At 72.1% G+C, this 16,614-nt stretch carries 19 protein-coding genes and 1 pseudogene; 8 read left to right on the top strand and 12 right to left on the bottom strand.

All coding sequences use genetic code 11. The features are described 5' to 3' along the window. Positions 1 to 2 precede the first annotated feature (2 nt). On the bottom strand, positions 3 to 908 hold the full coding sequence (locus ACFVS9_RS09360; RefSeq protein ID WP_389931216.1) for an SGNH/GDSL hydrolase family protein: 906 nt from the start codon (positions 906 to 908) through the stop codon (positions 3 to 5). A gap of 359 nt (positions 909 to 1,267) precedes the next feature. On the opposite strand from ACFVS9_RS09360, the gene ACFVS9_RS09355 reads away from it, so the two are divergent. Next, positions 1,268 to 1,762: a DUF3145 domain-containing protein gene (locus tag ACFVS9_RS09355; protein ID WP_383118467.1), complete on the top strand. Its 495-nt coding sequence runs from the start codon at positions 1,268 to 1,270 to the stop codon at positions 1,760 to 1,762. Between the two features lie 205 nt (positions 1,763 to 1,967). Here ACFVS9_RS09355 and fabF read toward each other — a convergent pair whose 3' ends face one another. The 5 genes from fabF to ACFVS9_RS09330 all read right to left on the bottom strand — a co-directional run bounded on the left by fabF (position 1,968) and on the right by ACFVS9_RS09330 (position 6,870). Then, positions 1,968 to 3,230 (bottom strand): beta-ketoacyl-ACP synthase II, encoded by a 1,263-nt coding sequence (fabF, locus tag ACFVS9_RS09350; RefSeq protein ID WP_389931214.1) that lies wholly within the window; start codon positions 3,228 to 3,230, stop codon positions 1,968 to 1,970. Positions 3,231 to 3,309: 79 nt separating this feature from the next. Next, positions 3,310 to 3,558: an acyl carrier protein gene (locus ACFVS9_RS09345; RefSeq protein ID WP_028439857.1), complete on the bottom strand. Its 249-nt coding sequence runs from the start codon at positions 3,556 to 3,558 to the stop codon at positions 3,310 to 3,312. Between the two features lie 63 nt (positions 3,559 to 3,621). Next, on the bottom strand, positions 3,622 to 4,653 hold the full coding sequence (locus tag ACFVS9_RS09340) for a ketoacyl-ACP synthase III (RefSeq protein WP_147963269.1): 1,032 nt from the start codon (positions 4,651 to 4,653) through the stop codon (positions 3,622 to 3,624). 13 nt (positions 4,654 to 4,666) lie between these two features. Then, on the bottom strand, positions 4,667 to 5,581 hold the full coding sequence (locus tag ACFVS9_RS09335; protein WP_383118465.1) for an ACP S-malonyltransferase: 915 nt from the start codon (positions 5,579 to 5,581) through the stop codon (positions 4,667 to 4,669). Positions 5,582 to 5,670: 89 nt separating this feature from the next. Further along, on the bottom strand, positions 5,671 to 6,870 hold the full coding sequence (locus ACFVS9_RS09330; protein WP_389931211.1) for a PucR family transcriptional regulator: 1,200 nt from the start codon (positions 6,868 to 6,870) through the stop codon (positions 5,671 to 5,673). Positions 6,871 to 6,951: 81 nt separating this feature from the next. On the opposite strand from ACFVS9_RS09330, the gene ACFVS9_RS09325 reads away from it, so the two are divergent. Continuing rightward, positions 6,952 to 7,620: a pirin family protein gene (locus tag ACFVS9_RS09325; RefSeq protein WP_389931302.1), complete on the top strand. Its 669-nt coding sequence runs from the start codon at positions 6,952 to 6,954 to the stop codon at positions 7,618 to 7,620. Between the two features lie 166 nt (positions 7,621 to 7,786). Here the strand turns inward: ACFVS9_RS09325 and ACFVS9_RS09320 are convergent, their stop codons facing one another. Beyond that, entirely contained in the window at positions 7,787 to 8,164 is a 378-nt protein-coding gene (locus ACFVS9_RS09320; RefSeq protein WP_383113508.1) for a winged helix-turn-helix transcriptional regulator, read from the bottom strand. 107 nt (positions 8,165 to 8,271) lie between these two features. On the opposite strand from ACFVS9_RS09320, the gene ACFVS9_RS09315 reads away from it, so the two are divergent. Then, entirely contained in the window at positions 8,272 to 8,637 is a 366-nt protein-coding gene (locus ACFVS9_RS09315) for a DoxX family protein (protein ID WP_383113507.1), read from the top strand. Positions 8,638 to 8,664: 27 nt separating this feature from the next. Here ACFVS9_RS09315 and ACFVS9_RS09310 read toward each other — a convergent pair whose 3' ends face one another. Continuing rightward, positions 8,665 to 9,063: a hypothetical protein gene (locus tag ACFVS9_RS09310; protein WP_389931209.1), complete on the bottom strand. Its 399-nt coding sequence runs from the start codon at positions 9,061 to 9,063 to the stop codon at positions 8,665 to 8,667. A 25-nt stretch (positions 9,064 to 9,088) separates the two neighbouring features. Continuing rightward, positions 9,089 to 9,622: a DUF397 domain-containing protein gene (locus tag ACFVS9_RS09305; protein ID WP_389931207.1), complete on the bottom strand. Its 534-nt coding sequence runs from the start codon at positions 9,620 to 9,622 to the stop codon at positions 9,089 to 9,091. Between ACFVS9_RS09305 and ACFVS9_RS09300 the strand changes: the two are divergent. After that, positions 9,533 to 9,943, top strand: a pseudogene (locus tag ACFVS9_RS09300) (ATP-binding protein); the annotation flags it as partial. The gene ACFVS9_RS09305 and the pseudogene ACFVS9_RS09300 overlap by 90 nt on opposite strands. 2 nt (positions 9,944 to 9,945) lie before the next feature. On the opposite strand, the gene ACFVS9_RS09295 reads toward ACFVS9_RS09300, so the two are convergent. Then, entirely contained in the window at positions 9,946 to 10,767 is an 822-nt protein-coding gene (locus ACFVS9_RS09295) for a serine hydrolase domain-containing protein (protein WP_383113505.1), read from the bottom strand. 86 nt (positions 10,768 to 10,853) lie between these two features. Between ACFVS9_RS09295 and ACFVS9_RS09290 the strand changes: the two genes are divergently transcribed. After that, positions 10,854 to 11,309: a MerR family transcriptional regulator gene (locus tag ACFVS9_RS09290; protein WP_383113504.1), complete on the top strand. Its 456-nt coding sequence runs from the start codon at positions 10,854 to 10,856 to the stop codon at positions 11,307 to 11,309. A 3-nt stretch (positions 11,310 to 11,312) separates the two neighbouring features. Beyond that, positions 11,313 to 12,329, top strand: coding sequence for an aldo/keto reductase (locus ACFVS9_RS09285; protein WP_383113503.1), 1,017 nt, complete (start codon positions 11,313 to 11,315; stop codon positions 12,327 to 12,329). A gap of 81 nt (positions 12,330 to 12,410) precedes the next feature. On the opposite strand, the gene ACFVS9_RS09280 is transcribed toward ACFVS9_RS09285, so the two are convergent. Next, positions 12,411 to 13,433 (bottom strand): ABC transporter permease, encoded by a 1,023-nt coding sequence (locus ACFVS9_RS09280; RefSeq protein ID WP_389931204.1) that lies wholly within the window; start codon positions 13,431 to 13,433, stop codon positions 12,411 to 12,413. Next, on the bottom strand, positions 13,430 to 14,353 hold the full coding sequence (locus tag ACFVS9_RS09275; RefSeq protein WP_383113513.1) for an ABC transporter ATP-binding protein: 924 nt from the start codon (positions 14,351 to 14,353) through the stop codon (positions 13,430 to 13,432). The genes ACFVS9_RS09280 and ACFVS9_RS09275 overlap by 4 nt, the downstream gene beginning before the upstream one ends. A gap of 376 nt (positions 14,354 to 14,729) precedes the next feature. Between ACFVS9_RS09275 and ACFVS9_RS09270 the strand changes: the two genes are divergently transcribed. Then, positions 14,730 to 15,959 carry a histidine kinase gene (locus ACFVS9_RS09270; RefSeq protein WP_389931202.1) on the top strand — a complete coding sequence of 410 codons (1,230 nt, stop codon included), beginning with the start codon at positions 14,730 to 14,732 and terminating at the stop codon, positions 15,957 to 15,959. Further along, positions 15,956 to 16,612 carry a response regulator gene (locus ACFVS9_RS09265; protein WP_383113500.1) on the top strand — a complete coding sequence of 219 codons (657 nt, stop codon included), beginning with the start codon at positions 15,956 to 15,958 and terminating at the stop codon, positions 16,610 to 16,612. Before ACFVS9_RS09270 ends, ACFVS9_RS09265 begins: the two co-directional genes overlap by 4 nt. Positions 16,613 to 16,614: the final 2 nt, after the last annotated feature.

Raw genomic sequence — 16,614 nt, 5'->3', positions numbered from 1 at the left:
CTCTACGCCGGGGGCCCCGCCGCCGTGACCGCGCGGTAAGCGATCTCCGCCAGCCTGGCCTGGCCGTTCCTGCCCGGGTGGAACCAGTCCCACTCGCTCAGCTGCTCACCGGTGAACCGGTAGTCGAACACCGCCCCGCCGTCGTAGCGGCAGCGCTCGTCCCGCGCGCAGACGTCCCGCAGCACCCCGTTGTACGCGACGACCCGCTCCCGCACCGCGTCGCGGCGGGCGATGGCCGCGGGCCCCATGTCGTCCGCGTCGCCCAGCATCGACCGGCAGATCCCCAGCTTCCAGATCTGCTTGCCCAGCGGGTTCTCACGCCCGGTCGACCAGAGCCGCTTGAGGTCCGGCACGCTCGACACGTACACCTGCGCCTTCGGGGCGGCGGACCGCAGCTGCCGCATCGACGCCTCGAAGGAGGCCCGGAAGTCCTTCACCGGAGTCATGAGCGGCACCGAGTCCCGGCAGGCGTCGTTCGCGCCGATCATCACCGTGACCAGCTCCGGCCGGTCCTTCGCGGCCAGCGCCATCTGCTCCGGGAGCTGCGCGATCCGGGCGCCCGACTCGGCGTGGTTCCAGCTGTGCGAGGCGGCCCTCGACGCGCCCAGGAGGCGCACGGCGAGGCTGCGCACCCCGTCGTCGGTCCCGGTCGCCCAGGACACCTCGGGGCAGTCGGCCAGCACCGAGCAGGCGTCGAAGCCCCGGGTGATGGAATCCCCGACGGCCGCGACGGAGCCCGGACTCGCGTTCCACAGCGGCGTCGGCGAGGGGCTCGGCGCGCTCCCGGTCCTCCCCGGTGCCGCGTCCGTGCCGGAGGTGCAGCCGGTGAGGGCCGCGCCGGCGAGCGCGACCGCCGCCAGAGCGGCCGCCGCGCCCCGGACGCGGCGGCGTGTCCGGTGCTCAGGCATCCCTTTTTCCCTCCCGCCGCACGGGTGATGGTGCCCCTGGCACATCCACTGGTCCCAGGTGGCGGGCCCCCGTGCCCTCGCGGGTGAAAGGAGAGCGAATCACGGGCCCGGGACCGACCGTACGTCACACAGCCGGCCCCGGCGCACGGTAGCTTTTCCCCGTCGAACCAGAGGCGCCGACCGGCCCGCGCACGCATCGGCGGGCCCGGTAAGTTATCTCACGTCACATACTGTCCCTTTTCTGGAGATTAACTCCCGATGCTGTTTACTGATGACAACCTCGGGATCCGGCCGGGAAGAGACGGTACGGGCGCGAGGCCGCTGAGGAAGGCGAACCTCGACCCACACTGGAGGTCCCGGTGACGACACGTGGAGTCCTGTACGTCCACTCCGCACCGCGCGCGCTGTGCCCGCACGTCGAGTGGGCGGTAGCGGGTGTGCTCGGTGTGAGGGTCCAGCTCGACTGGGTCAGACAGCCGGCCGCGCCCGGCACCTGGCGGTGCGAATTCAGCTGGAAGGGCCGCGTCGGCACGGCCTCGGAGCTGGCCTCGGCCCTTCGCGGCTGGGATCTGCTGCGCTTCGAGGTGACCGCGGAACCCTGCCCCACGGCCGAGGGGGAGCGCTACAGCTCCACGCCCGGCCTCGGCATCTTCCACGCGGTCACCGGCATGCACGGCGACATCCTGGTCCCCGAGGACCGGCTGCGGGCCGCACTGGCGCGCTCCCTGCGCGGGGAGACCGATCTGGAGGCCGAGGTCGCCAAGCTCCTCGGCAAGCCCTGGGACGACGAGCTGGAGTCCTTCCGGCACGCGGGAGAGGGCGCCCCGGTCCGCTGGCTCCACCAGGTGGTGTAACCGCGGGACCCCGTTCGGGGTGTGCGCCCCCCGCTCAGAAGAAACGATTGCCCCTGCCTTCGGGACGCCCTCCGAGGGCGCGTACCCCCGCCCCGGCTCTCCGGACGTCCGCCGGGGCGCCGGAACCCCCCGTCGGCCGCCGCGCCGCATGCCAGAGGCCCGCCTCCCGTCCTGGGAAGCGGGCCTCGCGGCGGATCCGGGCCGGTCAGACCGAGCGGAACGCCAGCACCACGTTGTGGCCGCCGAAGCCGAACGAGTTGTTGATCGCGGCGATCGACCCCTCCGGCAGCGCCCGCGGCTCACCGCGCACGACATCCGCGTCGATGGCCTCGTCGAGTTCGTCGATGTTGATGGTCGGCGGGGCCAGGCGGTGGTGCAGCGCCAGCACGGTCGCCACGGTCTCGATACCGCCCGCGCCACCGAGCAGGTGACCCGTCATGGACTTCGTGGCGGAGATCGCGACATGGTCGAGGTCGTCGCCCAGCACCGCGCGCAGCGCCTTGATCTCCGCGAGGTCACCCTGCGGCGTGGACGTGGCGTGCGCGTTCAGGTGCACGACCTCCGACGGCTTGAGATCCGTCGCGTCCAGCAGGTTCTGCATGGCCGTGGCGATGCCGCGCCCGGTGGGCTCGGGCTGCGCGATGTGGTGGGCGTCGGCGGACAGGCCCTGCCCCAGCACCTCGCAGTAGACCCTGGCGCCGCGCGCGGCCGCGTGCTCCGCGGACTCCAGGACCACGACACCCGCGCCCTCGCCGAGGACGAAGCCGTCACGGGCCGTGTCGTAGGGGCGCGAGGCCTTCTCGGGCTCGTCGTTGCTCTTGGACATCGCCATCATGTTGGCGAACGCCGCGATCGGCAGCGGGTGGATGGCCGCCTCGGTGCCGCCGGCGACGACCACGTCGGCGCGGCCGGTGCGGATCATCTCGACGGCGTAGCCGATGGCCTCGGCGCCCGACGCGCAGGCGGAGACCGGGGTGTGGACACCGGCCTGGGCGTTGACCTCCAGGCCGACGTTGGCCGCCGGGCCGTTGGGCATGAGCATGGGAACGGTGTGCGGGGAGACGCGGCGTACGCCCTTCTCCTTCAGCACGTCGTACTGGTCGAGCAGGGTGATCACGCCGCCGATGCCGGAGGCGATGACCGAGCCCAGACGCTCGGGGCGGATCTTCTCGTCCTCACCGGCCTTGCCGGTGAAGCCCGCGTCCGCCCACGCCTCGCGGGCGGCGATCAGCGCGAACTGCGCCGAGCGGTCCAGCTTGCGGGCGAGGGGCCTGGGCAGTACGTCGCCGGGATCGACGGCCGCGAGGGCGGCGATCCGTACGGGCAGTTCGGCGAAACGTTCGCCCTCGAGAGGCTTGACGCCGGAACGGCCGGCCATCAGACCTTCCCAGGTCGATGCGGAGTCGCCACCCAGCGGAGTGGTTGCGCCGATACCGGTGACGACCACGGTGCGATTGGTCGGGCTCACTGGAAAATCTTCTCCACGTGTAGAGGGTCGTGAATCAGCGGCGCCACCGCCGGGTGGCGACACACGGGACGGGCTGGGATCAGCCCTGGTGCTTCAGGATGTACTCGGCGGCGTCGCCGACCGTCTTGAGGTTCTTGACGTCCTCGTCCGGGATCTTGACGTCGAAGCGCTCTTCGGCGGCGACGACGACCTCGACCATGGACAGCGAGTCGACGTCCAGGTCGTCGGTGAAGGACTTGTCCAGCTGGACGTCCTCGACCGGGATACCGGCGATCTCGTTGACGATCTCGGCGAGACCGGTGACGATCTCTTCCTGAGTGGCGGCCATGTTGGCGCTCCTTCGATGTGTTTCTGCAGGGTTCGGGCGTGCGGACCGAAAGGTCCGGTGTGCCTAGGGGAGGGTAACGACCGTCGCGGCGTAGACGAGACCCGCCCCGAAGCCGATGATGAGCGCCGTGTCGCCGCTCTTGGCCTGACCGGTCGCCAGAAGCCGCTCCATCGCGAGCGGGATCGAGGCGGCCGACGTGTTGCCGGTGGTTTCCACGTCACGGGCGACCGTGACGTGCTCCGGCAGCTTGAGCGTCTTCACCATCGAGTCGATGATCCGCATGTTCGCCTGGTGCGGAATGAAGACATCCAGGTCCTCGGGGGAGATCCCGGCCGCTTCCAGCGCCTGCTGGGCGACCTTCGCCATCTCGAAGACGGCCCAGCGGAAGACCGCCTGGCCCTCCTGCGTGATGGCCGGGAACTTGACCTCGCCGCGCTCGTTGAGCGGCAGGTTCGAGACGTCGCCGATGTGGAAGTCGTTCCACGCCACGGTCTGCTTGATCGTCTCGGACTTGTCGCCCTCGGAACCCCAGACCGTGGGGCCGATGGCCGGGTCCTGGGAGGGGCCGACGACGACCGCGCCGGCGCCGTCGCCGAAGAGGAAGGCCGTCGCGCGGTCCTCCAGGTCGGTGAGGTCGCTGAGCCGCTCGACACCGATGACGAGCACGTACTCGGCGGAGCCCTCGACGATCATGCCCTTGGCGAGGGTGAGGCCGTAGCCGAAGCCCGCGCAGCCGGCCGAGATGTCGAAGGCGGCGGGCTTGCCCGCGCCGATCCGGTGCGCGATGTCGGTCGCGACGGCGGGCGTCTGCTTGAAGTGCGAGACGGTGGAGACGATGACTCCGCCGATCTGCTCGGGAGTGATCCCGGCGTCCGCGATCGCCTTGCCGGAGGCCTCCACCGACATCATGGACACGGTCTCCTCGTCGGAGGCCCAGTGCCGGGTCGCGATACCGGAGCGGGAGCGGATCCACTCGTCGGAGGAGTCGATCGTCTCGAGGATCACCTCGTTGGGCACGACACGGGTGGGGCGGTAGCCGCCGACACCCATGATCCGTGCGTACGGGGCGCCCTTGCTGGGCTTGATCTTCGACATGCTCTCGGGCTCCTTAGGCGTCCGCGTGCTCGGAGATGAGCGCGCGGGCAGCGTCGAGGTCGTCGGGGGTCTTGAGCGCGAGGGTCTTCACGCCGGGCAGCGCGCGCTTGGCGAGCCCGACCAGGGTCCCGCCGGGCGCCGCCTCGATGAGGGCGGTGACACCCAGCTCGGCGAAGGTCTCCATGCACAGATCCCAGCGGACCGGGTTGGCGACCTGGCCGACGAGCCGCGAGATGACCTCGTCGCCCGTGGCGACCGTCTTTCCGTCGGCGTTCGACACGTACGTCACCTTCGGGTCGGAGACCGTCAGGGCGGTGGCGGCGGCACGCAGCTTGTCCACGGCCGGAGCCATGTGGTGCGTGTGGAAGGCGCCCGCCACCTTGAGCGGCACCACACGGCGCACGCCTTCGGGCTTGTCCTCGATCAGCGCGGCGATCTGGGCCGCGGTGCCGGCGGCGACGATCTGCCCGCCGCCGTTGACGTTGGCCGGGGTGAGCCCCAGCTTCTCCAGGTGCGGGACCGTGACGTCCGGTTCTCCGCCGAGGAGCGCGGCCATGCCGGTCTCGGTGAGCGCGGCGGCCTCGGCCATGCCGAGCCCCCGGGTGCGTACGAGGCGGAGCGCCTCCTCGTCGCCGAGGACGCCGGCGAGCACGGCGGCGGTGATCTCACCGACGCTGTGTCCCGCGACGACGCCGGGCGAGGCGTCCAGTGCGGAGGCGGACAGGAGACCCGCGGCGACCAGCAGCGGCTGTGCCACCGCCGTGTCGCGGATCTCGTCCGCGTCGGCCTTCGTGCCGTAGTGGGCAAGGTCGAGCCCGATGGCGTCGGACCAGCCCGCGATGCGGTCTGCGGCACCGGGGAGTTCGAGCCAGGGAGTCAGGAAGCCGGGCGTCTGAGCGCCTTGGCCGGGAGCGACGAGTACGAGCACCCTCACACTCTCTCTTGTGGACGGCCCCGGACGCCCGTGGGGACAAGGACGAAGAACCGTCAGGGGAATTGTTGAAGTTCGACAAAAGTCTAGGACTGAGTGTCTCCGGCGACCAAGCGCCCCAGGATGAGGGCGATCCGCAGCGTGAACGCGGACCGGACGTCGGAGGGTGACCAGCCGGTGACGTCGGTCACACGTCGAAGCCGGTAGCGCACGGTATTGGGGTGCACGAACAGCATGCGCGCCGCGCCTTCGAGACTGCTCGCCTGCTCCAGATAGACACTCAGCGTCTCCAGAAGTGCCGAACCCGCTTCTTCGAGCGGTCTGTAGATCTCCTCCACCAGCTGATCGCGCGCGGCGGGGTCGCCGGCCATCGCACGCTCAGGAAGGAGATCGTCCGACAGGACGGGCCTCGGAGCGTCCTGCCACGCCGAGCACGCCTTGAGACCGGCCGCCGCCGCCTGCGCGGACCGGGTCGCGGCGAGGAGGTCGGGCACCACGGGTCCGGCGACGACGGGACCGGCCGCGTACGGGCCGATCAGCGACTTCGCCACGTTCAGCGGATTGTCGCTGCCCCCCGCGATCACGACCAGGCGGTGCCCGAGCACCCCGGTCAGGACCTGGAGCTTGGCGTGCCTGGCCGCCCGCCGGATGGCCTCCACGGTGAGCTCGCTGTCGCCGTCCGGGGCCGTGCCGAGGATGACGCACACGTGCTCGGGGGAGTTCCAGCCCAGCGCGGCGGCCCGTGACACGGCTCCCTCGTCCGCCTCGCCGGACAGCACCGCGTTCACCACGAGCGACTCCAGCCGGGCGTCCCACGCGCCGCGGGCCTCGGCGGCCTGCGCGTAGACCTGGGCGGTCGCGAAGGCGATCTCACGGGCGTAGACGAGCAGGGCCTCGCGCAGCACCGACTCGTCGCCGGGCGCGGCGACCTCCTCGATCGCGGCCTCCATGACCTCGATCGTCGTACGCACCATCTCGACGGTCTGGCGCAGGGTGATGGCCCGGGTCAGTTCGCGCGGAGCCGTGCCGAAGACGTCGGTGGAGATCGCCTGCGGCGTCTCCGGGTGCCGGAACCACTCGGTGAACGCGGCGATACCGGCCTGGGCGACCAGGCCGATCCAGGACCGGTTCTCCGGGGGCATCGCCCGGTACCACGGCAGCGTCTCGTCCATGCGGGCGATGGCGTTGGCGGCCAGCCGGCCGGAGGACTGCTCCAGCCGTTTCAGCGTCGCGGCGTGGAGGTGGGGGTCATGCTTGGCGGGCTGTTCAGGATCGTGTCGGGGCACGCACACAAGACTGCCTTATCGGGACAGGTGCCCGGAGAGGTGGGGCGGGGGCCCGGCCTGCGGGGATACCTTGGGGTGGTGATGGACGTACGCCGCTCCGGCGACCGCTTCCGCGGCGGTGACCCCGCCACGGGTGGCTCCGCGGGCATCGAGACCCTGCACGCTTTCTCCTTCGGGCGGTTCTACGACCCGGACAATCTGCGATTCGGTCCGGTCCTGGCCTGCAACGAGGAGCGTCTCGCCCCGGGCGCCGGCTTCGACGAGCATCCGCACAGCCACACCGAGATCGTCACCTGGGTGGTGGAGGGCGAGCTCACCCACCGGGACTCGGCCTCGCACTCCGGCGTCGTACGGGCCGGGGACGTCCAGCACCTCAGCTCGGCCGCCGGGGTGCGGCACGTCGAACGCAACGACGGGGAAAGCCCGCTGACGTTCATTCAGATGTGGCTGGCGCCCCTGCGGCCCGGCGGGGAGCCCTCGTACACGCATGTCGCCGGGATAGCCGACTCCACCCCGTACGCCCTCCCCGAGGCGGGCGCGATGCTCCATGTGCGGCGGCTGTCCGAGGGCGGGCGCAGTGCCGTGCCGGACGCCGCCGGTGTCTACGTCCACGTCGTGCGGGGCGAGGTGCGCCTGGGCGGCGAGGAGCTGGGTGAGGGTGACTCGGCGCGGATCACGGAGCCCCGCGGCCTGGAGCTGGTGGCCCTGGGGAGTGTCGAGGTGCTGATGTGGGAGCTCTCGGCGGTGTGAGCGCCGGTCGCCCCGCCGCACGCGGCGGACACCGGTTCTCCGTGTACGGCGCCGCCGCCCGCGGGCCCGGCGGCGGCGAAGTCCCGCCCGGGACCCCGGCATCGGGGGCGGGGCGGCCTCCCGCCGGGTGCCGGACGGCTGACCGGCACCCGGCGGGAGAGGGCGGTCAGGCCTTCCCGGCGTCGTAGGCGGTCCTGCTGGACTGGATCGGGCCGTTGTGCTCGATGGCCCAGCGGGCGAGTGCCAGGGCGGGCGGGATGAGGCTCTTCCCCCGAGCGGTGAGCGCGTACTCGACCCGGGGCGGGACCTCGGCGTAGACGGTGCGGGAGACGAGGCCGTCCCGTTCGAGGTTGCGCAGGGTCAGCGTGAGCATCCGCTGCGAGATGCCCGGGATGTGCTGGTGCAGGTGGGAGAAGCGCATGCGCCCCTCGTCCAGCGTCGCCACGATCAGCATCGTCCACTTGTCGCAGATCCGGTCCAGGATCGCCCGGATCGCCCGGCCGCCGTCCCCCCGGATCATGCAGGTGTGTTCGTACTGCTCCATGACAGCTCCTTGTGCGTTGCTCACATCCGTGTGCCTTTTGCAGGCCTCCCGACACTGACTCATGATGGGGCAACTTACGGTTCGTAACTAACGGGAGGTCTGCCGTCATGCAGGTCGCGTACTGGATCGTCGCCGCGCTGCTGGCCCTGCTCTACGTCTACTCGGGGGGCAGGAAGGTCCTCCAGAGCCAGGCGGAACTCAGGCCGATGATGGGCTGGGTGGACCAGGTGCCCATGTCGGCCGTCCGGGCCATCGGCGCCCTGGAGGTGCTCGGCGCGCTCGGCCTCGTCCTGCCGCCCCTCACCGGCATCGCGGTCGCGCTCGCCGTCGCGGCGGCGATCGGCCTGGCCCTGGTGCAGGTGGGCGGCCTGGCGCTGCACCTGTCGCGCGGCGAGACGGGCGTGATCGGCCTCAACATCGTCCTTCTGGTGCTGGCCGCGGTGGCCGCCTGGCTGGCCACCGTCTGGCTCTGACCGTCCGGGCGGCCCGGCCGCGGGCCCTCAGTCCTCGCGGCCGGCCGTCAGCTTGTCGAGTTCGCGCATGGCCTCGCCGTGGGCGCTCATCCGGCGCGTCACCGTGCCGATGGTGAAGAGCGACCCGCCGACGACCGAGACGGGTATGGAGGCGCCGAGGACGGCGAGGACCTTCGGCCAGTCGCGTTCCTTCTGGCAGGACTCCCTGCCAGACCCACCGGTGTTGGCCGTCCCCCGCTCCGTGAACAGCCGGGCGCCGCAGCTGGCGGTATCGCCGTCGCGCCCGGTGTCCGCCTGGTACGGCATCGTCAGCAGCACAGCGGTCCAGACCCAGAGGAGCGCGGCCAGGCACAGCAGCACCAGGCCCTTGGTCCGCGTCCTGCCCGCCCGGTCCCGGAAGTCGAGGTCGTAATCACGTGATCGCATAGGGGCCGAACCTATCGGAGCGCGATCACGGGAGGCCCGTGGGGCGTGACCGGCGGGAACGGGCCATCGCCTGTGGGAACAGGTCCTTGGGAGCGTCGCGCCGTTCCTGCGGAAGGCCGGCCAACGGCGCAGCCCGGTGCGGGAGTTCGAGGAGCATCGGGGCGCACGGCGGGCCACACCGACTTCGCGCCGGGTCGGCGCAGCCCGTCCGCGAAGGACTGCCTGGCGTCGGTGCCCAGGGCGAGCACGGGCCGGCCGGCTCCCTGCTGTCGCGGACGGGGACGGAGGCGGCGCGGCCGTCGGCCACCTCCACGCACTCACCGCCGGTGCTTCCGCCGTAGCCGGACTTACGCCAGCCGCGCTCGTCAGGGGTTCGGACCGGTCGCCACGACGCTCCCGCATCACACGGGCGGTCGGTACCGCCTCCAGGTCGTAGCCGAGAGTAACCGGAACACGGCACTCTGGTGACATGAATCACGTATCCCGTACCCGGACCGGTGACGCGGAGGCCGCGGCCTACCGTGCCGAACTCGCCATGGGCGAGCACTCCGCACGCCATCTGCGCCGGGTCCTGCGGCTGTACCTCACCGGCTGGGGCCTGCTCGACGTGGCGGACGCGGCGGAACTCGCCCTGACCGAGCTGATCGCCAACGTCGTACGCCACGTTCCCGGGCGCCGCTGCCGGACCCTCATCTTCCTGCTGCCCGCCGGGGGCGTCCGTGTCGAGGTCGCGGACGCCTGCCCCCGGCTGCCCCGCCCGGCCGTGAGGGAGGTGCTGGACGAGGGCGGGCGGGGGCTGCGGCTGGTCGACGCCGTCACCGACCGCTGGGGCGTCGAGGCGCGCCCCGACGGCGTGGGCAAGTCGGTGTGGTTCGAGTGCTCTCAGCGGGAGGCGGCGAGCTCCGCCAGGACCGCGTCGGTGAACGGCGGCCAGACCTCGACCGCCCACGGCCCGAAGGCCCGGTCCGTCAGCGCGACACAGGCCGCGCCCGCCGCCGGGTCGATCCAGAGGAAGGTGCCGGACTGCCCGAAGTGGCCGAAGGTGGCGGGTGAGGACGAAACCCCGGTCCAGTGCGGTGACTTGGAGTCACGGATCTCGAAGCCGAGCCCCCAGTCGTTCGGGCTCTGGTGACCGTAGCCGGGGAGCACGCCCTTGAGCCCGGGGTGGACGACGGTCTGCGCCTCCAGGACCGTACGCGGGTCCAGGAGCCTCGGGGCCTGGACCTCGGCGGCGAACCGCACCAGGTCGTCCACGGTGGAGACGCCGTCCTTGGCGGGGGAGCCCTCCAGTGAGGTCGAGGTCATGCCCAGGGGCTCCAGGACGGCCTGGCGCACGTACTCCGGGAACGGGATCTCCGTGGCCTTCGCGATGTGGTCGCCGAGCACCTCGAAGCCCGCGTTGGAGTAGAGCCTGCGGGTGCCGGGAGGCGCCGTGACCCGGTGCTCGTCGAAGGCGAGACCACTGGTGTGCGCGAGGAGGTGGCGGACGGTCGAGCCCTCGGGGCCGGCCGGTTCGTCCAGCTCGACGGCGCCCTCCTCGTAGGCCACCAGCGCCGCGTAGGCGGCGAGCGGCTTGGTGACCGAGGCCAGCGGGAAGCGCCGCGCGGTGGGACCATGGGTACCCAGGAGCGTGCCGTCGGAGGTGACGACGGCGGCTGCCGCGGTGGGGACGGGCCAGTTCTCGGTCATCGCCAGGCTCTGCATGCGTACGAGCCTAACGGGAGCCCGGATCCGAGATCGCCACCGATATCGCTTGCTTGGAGTGCACTCCAGGGTTCTAGCGTGGAGGCATGACGGTGATGGAGAGCATTTCCGCACGGACGGACACCTGCGCGTCCGCCCCGAAGGCGCATCCGCGCCCCGAGGGCCAGGACCGCTACACCATCAGCGAGGTCGTGGCGTTCAGCGGGCTCACCGCCCACACGCTGCGCTGGTACGAGCGGATCGGGCTGATGCCGCACGTGGACCGCTCCCACACGGGCCAGCGCCGGTTCCGCAACCGCGACCTGGACTGGCTCGCCTTCGTCGGAAAGCTGAGGCTGACCGGGATGCCGGTCGCCGACATGGTCAGGTACGCCGAACTGGTCCGCGAGGGCGACCACACCTTCGCCGAGCGGCAGGAACTGCTGGAGGCGACCCGGCGCGACGTGAAGACGCGGATCGCGGAACTCCAGGGAACGCTGGCCGTGCTCGACTTCAAGATCGACTTTTATGGCGGCGCCCGCACGGCGCCGGAAAGGGTCTGAGACATGAGTGACACCGGAAAGATCGCGACAGCGGAACTCGGTACCGGAGGCCCGCGGGTCGGTGTGCAGGGGCTCGGCTGCATGGGGATCAGCGAGTTCTACGGCGACACCGACGAGGCGGCCGCCCGCGACACCCTGGAGGCGGCGCTCGAAGCCGGCGTCACGCTCTTCGACACCGCCGACGTCTACGGACGGGGGGCCAACGAGACGTTCCTCGCGCCGTTCGTGGGGGCGCACCGCGACGCGATCACCCTGGCCACGAAGTTCGCCATCGAGCGGACCGACGACCCGCACTACCGCGGGGTGCGCAACGACCCGGCGTACATCCGTGAGGCGGTCGAGGCCAGCCTGCGACGGCTGGGCACCGATGTCATCGACCTGTACTACATGCACCGCCGCGACCCGCTGGTCCCGCTCGCCGAGTCGGTGGGCGCGATGGCCGAGCTGGTCCGGCAGGGCAAGGTCAAGCAGCTCGGGCTGAGCGAGGTCACCGGGGCCGAGCTCCGCGAGGCGCACGCCGTGCACCCGATCGCCGCCCTCCAGTCCGAGTGGTCGCTCTTCAGCCGCGACGTGGAGCGCAGCGCCGTACCGGCCGCCGCCGAGCTCGGGGTGACCCTCGTGCCGTACTCCCCGCTCGGCCGAGGGTTCCTGACCGGGGCGTTCGCGGACGCGGCCAAGGACCTGGGACAGGGCGACTTCCGCGTGCACCAGCCGCGTTTCACCGGTGAGAACGCGAAGAACAACGCCGCCCTGCTGGAGCCGGTTCACAAGATCGCGGCGGCGCACGGGGCGACGGCGGCGCAGGTCGCCCTGGCCTGGGTGCAGCAGCGGGCGCAGGTGCACGGCCTGAGCGTGGTGCCGATCCCCGGCACGCGTAAGCGCAGCCGCCTGCTGGAGAACGTCGGAGCGACCCGGCTGACCCTGACCGGGCCGGAGCTGGAGCTGCTGGAGCCCATCGCCGGCCGGGTGGCGGGGGACAGGTACCCGGACATGAGCAACACCGCCACCGCGCGCGAGTAGGCGGGGGTCGGCCGGAGGCCGCCCCCCGCCCACCGCTCGTGCCGTGGCGGCCGGCTCACGGCGGCTCCTGTGATCCGCGGGTCACAGGAGCCGCTTGCTGCCCCGGAGGATGACGAAGGCGGCGACGGCCGCGGTGACGGCGAGCATGATGCCGGCTCCGAGCCACTGCATCGTCTGCATCTGGGAGAGGTCGAGGTAGTCGATGGTCCGGCCCACGACGTGGTGGGACTCCAGGCAGGCGGTGTGGGCCCGGTCGTCCTCCATCTGGTCGAGGCAGGTGGTCCACTCCAGGCGGTCCCCGGAGCTGGTGAGGAAGTAGGTGCCCTGTCCCTGCTGCTCCGCCTGGGCGGGCAGCTCCGGCTGTACCGCGCCGGGTCCGACGCCGTCGTGGGTGCTGACCGACCTGATGTGCCCCAGGCTCCGCCAGAGTTCGCTCCAGACGAACCCGATCGCGACGACGACGCCGAGCGTGACCACCATCGACACCAGCGTGCGGCGCAGGACCAGGCCGGCCGCCACGCCCACGGTGAACGTGAGCAGGGCGTAGGCCACCGGTACGACGCCCGTCGAACTGAAGACGGCGGTCCAGAGGAGGCCGCCGGAAAGGCCCTTGACCGGATTCCACCACCAGGTGAGGACCGCGGAGAGCACCCCGGCGGACAGGGTGAGCACCGCGGCGGGAACGGCGAGTTTCGTGAGGAGCCACCGCTGCCGGCTGACGGACTGCGAGGTCACCAGCTTGGCGGTGCCGGTCTCCAGGTCGCCCGCGATGAGCGGAGCGCCGAGGAACACGCCGGCCAGGGCGGGGAGGTAGCCGAGGTAGCCCGCGATGCCCAGCAGGCGGTCGACGTGGGTCTCGAACTCGGGCGGCATGCCGCCGAGGCGCCGTGCCGTCGGCTCCTGGGTGGCCAGGAAGTCCATCGTCTGCCCGCGCAGGTGGACCATGACCAGCACGCCGAGCGCGGTGATGCCGAGGAGTGTCCAGAGCGCGGCGCGGTGCTGGCGCCAGACGAGCCAGACCGGACCGCCGAGCCGGGGGAGCCAGTAGTTCCGCGTGGGTGCGGAGGGTGTCGTACGGGCCGGGTCGCGGGTGAGCGTGGTCATGCCGTCATCGCCTTCGTACGGTCGCGGGTGATGATGTCGTCGATGTCGCCCACCCGTGCGCCGGGTGCGATCAGCGGGGGCGCGTCGGGTGACCGCAGATAGGCGAGCAGAAGCTCCTCCAGGGTCGGGGTCTCCGCCGCGGGACCCCCGTGGGCGAGCGGTCCGCCCAGGCGCACCAGCACCCCCGGCCGCCCGTCGCCGTGGTCGGCCCCGATGACCCGGTGAGGGGTGACGGCCGGCGGACGGTCGCCCTCCGGGATGTCGAACAGGGCGTGTGCGGCCAGCAGTTCGCGCACCTCGCCCGCGAGACGGAGCCCGCCGTCCGCGATGACGAGGAGGTGGTCGCAGATGTGCTCCAGCTCGGCGAGCATGTGCGAGGACACCAGCACCGTCGTACCGTGTCCGGCGGCCTCCGCCGTCAGGGTGCTCATGAGCTCGCGGCGGACCAGCGGATCCAGGTCGGCCATCGGCTCGTCGAGGATGAGCAGATCGGGGCGCTTGCCGAACGCCAGGGCGAAGGCGACGCGGGTGCGCTGCCCGCCGGAGAGCGTGCCGACCTTCGCGTCCAGCGGTACCTGGCCCGCGCGGACGATGCCCTCGGCGACCTCCTGGTCCCAGCGGGGGTTGAACTCGCGGCCCAGCCGCAGGGTCTCCGCCACGGTGAAGCGCCGGAACAGCGGCTTCTCCTGCGTGAGGAACGCGGTCCGCAGCACGGCCTCCGTCGAACCGGGCTCCGCGCCGAACACCCGCAGGGTGCCGGCCGTCGGACGGATCATGTGCGTGGCCAGCCCCATCAGGGTGCTCTTCCCCGCGCCGTTGGGGCCGACGAGGCCGCACACCCGCCCGGCCGGCAGCCGGAACGAGACGTCCCGCAACGCCCAGCCGCGCCGGTACTTCCTGCCGAGACCGTGGGCCTCGATCGCCGGAGCGCCGACGGACGGAGGCGCGAACCCCGTTCCGTCCCCGGACTGCGACTCTGCGTGGTTCACCTGTGGATCCTTTGTGTGGGGGAGGGGCGGGCCCTGTACGTGGGGGGAAGGGCCGGCGGGACGCGCGGCCGGCCGCCGGGACGCGATACCGCCCGTGCGGGCGGCCTGTTCGGCTGTTCCCGGGGCACAGTCACCGGGGTTCCGGGTCGAAATGGCGTCGGCCGCGATCGTGACATCCTCCTGGGGTGATGAACGGCGAACGCCGCCCGGTGAGGACGATTCTTCTCCGCCGCGTCCCGCGGCGGATCGGGCGAAAGACAGATCATGGCCGGCCGGCTCCGACTTTCGGCCGGTCGGCGGGAGGACTGTGAGGCAGACGCCGGGACCGGCCGGTACGGCCCCCACCACGACCGGCCGGGAGAACGGCGAACCGCGGCTCCTGGTCGTCATCGTCCGGCTCCTGCTGCTCGTGGCCCTGGCCGGCCTCGTCCTGCTGGACGGGGTGGGCGGCGGTTTCTACTCGGTCCAGGACCACGGCCCCTCCCCGCTGGGCCCCGCCAAGCTCGGCTGCGCCCTGCTGGGCGTCGCCCTCGTCATCGCCTCGCCCAGGCTCGGCGGACGCGCCCTGCCGTCGGCCGCCGGCGCACTCGCGTTCGTGTCGCTGTGCCTCTCGTTCGTGCTGCACCTGGAGCTGTCGGTCAGCTCGTACGCGATGGGATTCGCCGAACCGGCGGCGCTGGTGTGGCTCCTGCTGCTCACCGCCCGACGCGGGGTGCCGTCGTGGGCGGTCGCGGCCGTCCCCCCGCTGTTCCTCGCGATCGTGCTGAGGCCGGTGTCGGTCTCGGTGCGGCAGAGCACCACGATCATGGCCCTGGTCTTCGCCCTCGCGGCCGTCACCGCGCTGGGCGCCGGCCTCGGGATGCGTCTGCTGCTGGCGGACCGGCGGCGGCAGGCCGCCGCGCTCAGGCTGGAGCAGCGGACGGAGTTCGCGAGGGACCTGCACGACTTCGTCGCCCATCATGTGACCGGCATCGTCGTACAGGCGCAGGGCGCCCACGCCGTCGCGGACCGGCGGCCCGAACTGGTGCCGCCCGCCCTCCGGCGGATCGAGCAGGCCGGTTCGGAGGCGCTCACCTCGATGCGGCACATGGTGGGGATGCTGCGTGACGCCGACGGGCAGGTGGCGCTGACGCCACTGGCGGGGATCGGTGAAGTGCGTTCGCTCGTCGAGGAGTTCTCGGCCGTCGGCGGCGCCGGGGCCCGGCTCGACCTGGAGGGGGGCTTCGACGATCTGCCGGTGGAGGTGACCACGACCGCGCACCGGGTGGTGATGGAGGCCCTCACCAACGTGCGCAAGCACGCCCAGGGCTGCACCGAGGTGCGGGTGCGCGTGGAGCGCTCGGGGGACCGGGTCACCGTGCGGGTCACCGACGACGGCCGGCCCGGGCACGGCTCCCGGAGCGGCTACGGGCTGAAGGGACTGGCCGAGCGGGTGGGCCTGATCGGCGGGAGCGTCCGGGCGGGTCCGGTGACGGCGGGCGGCTGGGGCGTCGAGGCCGTACTGCCCGCGGCCACCGCGGGGGTGACGGCGTCATGACGATCCGGGTGCTGATCGCCGACGACCAGGCGATGGTCCGCGCCGGGTTCGCGATGATCCTCGCGGCGGAGGACGACATCGACGTCGTCGCGGAGGCCGCGGACGGGCTGGCGGCCGTGGAACTGGCCGGGCGCCACCGGCCCGACGTGGTGCTGATGGACATCCGCATGCCCCGCATGGACGGGCTGGAGGCGTTGCGGAGACTGACCCGCCCCGGCACGGTGAACCCGCCGAAGGTCGTCGTGGTCACGACGTTCGACGACGACGAGTACGTACAGCGCGCCCTGGGCGAAGGCGCCTCCGGTTTCCTGATCAAGGACTCCGGCCCCGCCCTGCTCGTCGAGGCGATCCGGGCCGCCGCCTCCGGCGAGGCGCTGGTGAGCCCCGCCATCACCGTACGGCTGCTGCGGCACCTCAACAGCGCCGCGCCCGCCCCCCGGAAGCCGGACACCGCGCTCTCCGCACGGGAGGAGGACCTGGTGCGCCTGGTGGCCAGGGGGCTGACCAACGCCGAGATCGCGGCCGAACTGTCCATCTCCGTGGGCACGGTGAAGACCCACCTCGGCAACGTCCAGACCAAACTGCCCGCCCGCAACCGGGTGGAGATCGCCGCCTGGGCCTGGGAATCCGGCCTGGTCGACGGGCGACGGTAGGC

The sequence above is a fragment of the Streptomyces sp. NPDC058008 genome (assembly GCF_042886395.1).
In the GTDB taxonomy this organism is placed as follows: domain Bacteria; phylum Actinomycetota; class Actinomycetes; order Streptomycetales; family Streptomycetaceae; genus Streptomyces.
The sequence above is the reverse complement of the archived record's forward strand: the minus strand, read 5'-3'. Positions and strand labels throughout refer to the sequence as shown.